This window comes from Salinispora cortesiana, from assembly GCF_000484695.1.
Classification (GTDB): Bacteria; Actinomycetota; Actinomycetes; order Mycobacteriales; family Micromonosporaceae; genus Micromonospora; species Micromonospora cortesiana.
In genome coordinates this window covers 1-2,144 of sequence record NZ_AXVR01000154.1, presented here as the reverse complement: position 1 = coordinate 2,144, position 2,144 = coordinate 1, and the positions used below count along the sequence as shown (strand labels likewise).

Annotated in this window: 1 protein-coding gene and 1 pseudogene; one reads left to right on the top strand and one right to left on the bottom strand. The window is 61.1% G+C overall.

The annotated features are described in order from the left end of the window. Positions 1-436: 436 nt before the first annotated feature. A pseudogene (locus K228_RS29960) lies at positions 437-644 on the bottom strand (IS701 family transposase); the annotation flags it as partial. 68 nt (positions 645-712) lie between these two features. Here K228_RS29960 and K228_RS0124690 point away from each other — a divergent pair. Further along, positions 713-1,975, top strand: coding sequence for an MFS transporter (locus tag K228_RS0124690; protein ID WP_025620755.1), 1,263 nt, complete (start codon positions 713-715; stop codon positions 1,973-1,975). Positions 1,976-2,144 lie beyond the last annotated feature (169 nt).

Below are 2,144 nucleotides of genomic sequence, written 5' to 3'. Positions count from 1 at the left end.
CGATCCCGGGGTGATATGCGCTGAAACCGGGTAGGCCTATGTCCACCGATATGTTTTCTTTCTAGGTCGGGTCGGGCATTTCGCGCTACCGAGGTCGAGGCGCGAATCGGCCATTACCGGCCCGAAGATGAAGCAAACGTCCAGTCAGAGCTCGTCGGCTCCCGGTATGCGAGGTGTTCGCCGTGCGGGCGGGCTACAACCACGATCAACATCCTGCCCAAAGGTCACGAGGTAGTCCGGCCCCGCCCAGATCCGCCGGTCTTGCATGAGACCTGACACGGTCCAGAGGTGTGCAGGCATGTCCCCGACGGGCCGGACCACCACACGAACGGCTCACCGAGCCCACGCCGCCGATCTTTTTAAGGGTCTCAAGGGACCAGGTAACGGGCAGGCATCCCATGGACCACGGCGGGCCGTTCGGGACTCATTAGGTAACGGGGCGTACGTGTAGGGCGAGGAAGTGTCCGGACAGTGCGCCTGCGGGCTGGGCGGGGGCGTGGTCGGCCGCAGGGAGCCTCGTGCGCCATGCACCAGCCGGGTGTCGGAGTCGTGGGCGAGGGCAAGGTTCTTGAGGGTGCGGGCCGGCTGTAGGTACTACGGGGTGGGCGCTTGCCGACTCCGGCGTAAGGGACCTGCACGTGCTGGCTGGGTTCAGTCTGTGATCTAACTCACGCATGCGACGAGGTTCTGCTCGTCACTAACATCAAATGATGTGACCGGAATATCGACAGAGAAGAGCAACCCGACCACCGTAGAGCCACCGGTACGTCCACTCTCCCGGAATCAGGATTTCATAGTTCTGTGGGTAGGGCAAGCGATCTCCAGTCTGGGTAGCGCCATCTCGTCCGTAAGCTTTGTCTTGCTTACATTGGCTATCACCGGGTCTGCTGCACGCGCGGGGCTTGTCGCGTCGGTTGGTGCCATTACCGCACTGGCGTGTAGGCTGCCGGCAGGGCTATTGGCAGATCATTTCGACCGTCGGCGTATCATGATAGCGGCGGACCTGGGGCGCGCGTCTGCATTGGGTAGTTTAGTCATCGCCGGTATTGTTGGTCAGGTTACCTTCTCCCACATCCTCCTCGCCGCCGCATTGGAAGCAGCATTGAGCAGTTGTTTCCAGCCTGCAGAAATAGCAGCCTTGCGCCATGTGGTAGCAAGGGAACAGCTGACTCAGGCCGCTGCGCGAAACGAATCTCGCATGCATTTCGCTACGCTGGTTGGACCGGCACTTGGCGGCATGCTCTTCGGCGTTGGTAGAATGGTGCCGTTCCTGGTGGATGCCGTGTCCTACCTAATGTCCGCCGTCGGGTTGACTTTGATCAAGCGACCCCTACAGAACGGGCGAGAGCGCACTTCGCAGCGAGACCGTGGATTCGTAAGCGCAGGTCTGCGTTGGCTCTGGCGAGAGCGATTTGTGCGTGGCGCGGTGCTCTGGTTTGCTGGCGTGACCTTCGTCTTCCAGTCGATCGGGCTGGTCTGCGTCATGCTGGCCGAGCGGCACGGTGCCAGCCCTGCGGCCACGGGACTGTTGTTTTCGATCACCAGCGCGGGCGGGCTGATGGGTGCGTTGGCCGCGCCCCGACTAGTGGCGCGATTCCGGCCGCGAACGCTGATTTCGGCGTTCGGTTGGGTCGCAGCGACGGTGACCCCGCTGTTGGCAGTGGCCAACTCCGCTTATCTTATCGGTCTCATCGGTGCGGTCGCCTTCTTCCTCGGACCCGCCGCCAACGCCTCGATTGTCGGTTATATACTCACCTCTGCGGATCCCGCGATTCAGGGACGGGTGAGTTCCGCCGTCCATTTCGTTGGCGGAAGTTTGCTACCGGTGGCACCCGCGTTCGCCGGCGCAATGATCCAATGGATCGATGTGGTCCCAACCGTACTGCTGTATTCGTCAATACTAATCGCCCTTGCAGCCTTCGCGACGATTGCACGTAGCCTTGGGGTTCGCCATGATGAACGGCATCATAACTGAGCCTTTGGTGCGGTCGTCGCCTCAGAGGGGAATTTTATTTATACCTTTTGTGCCTACCTCGCGCCTTCAGTAGGGGCAGGGCCCCGGAGTAGTCCGCGAATGTCCTGTTTGGTCTGATCTTGTTCTGGGGGCTGTGCCCGGGTAAGGAGCGAGCACAACACCTGTGGAT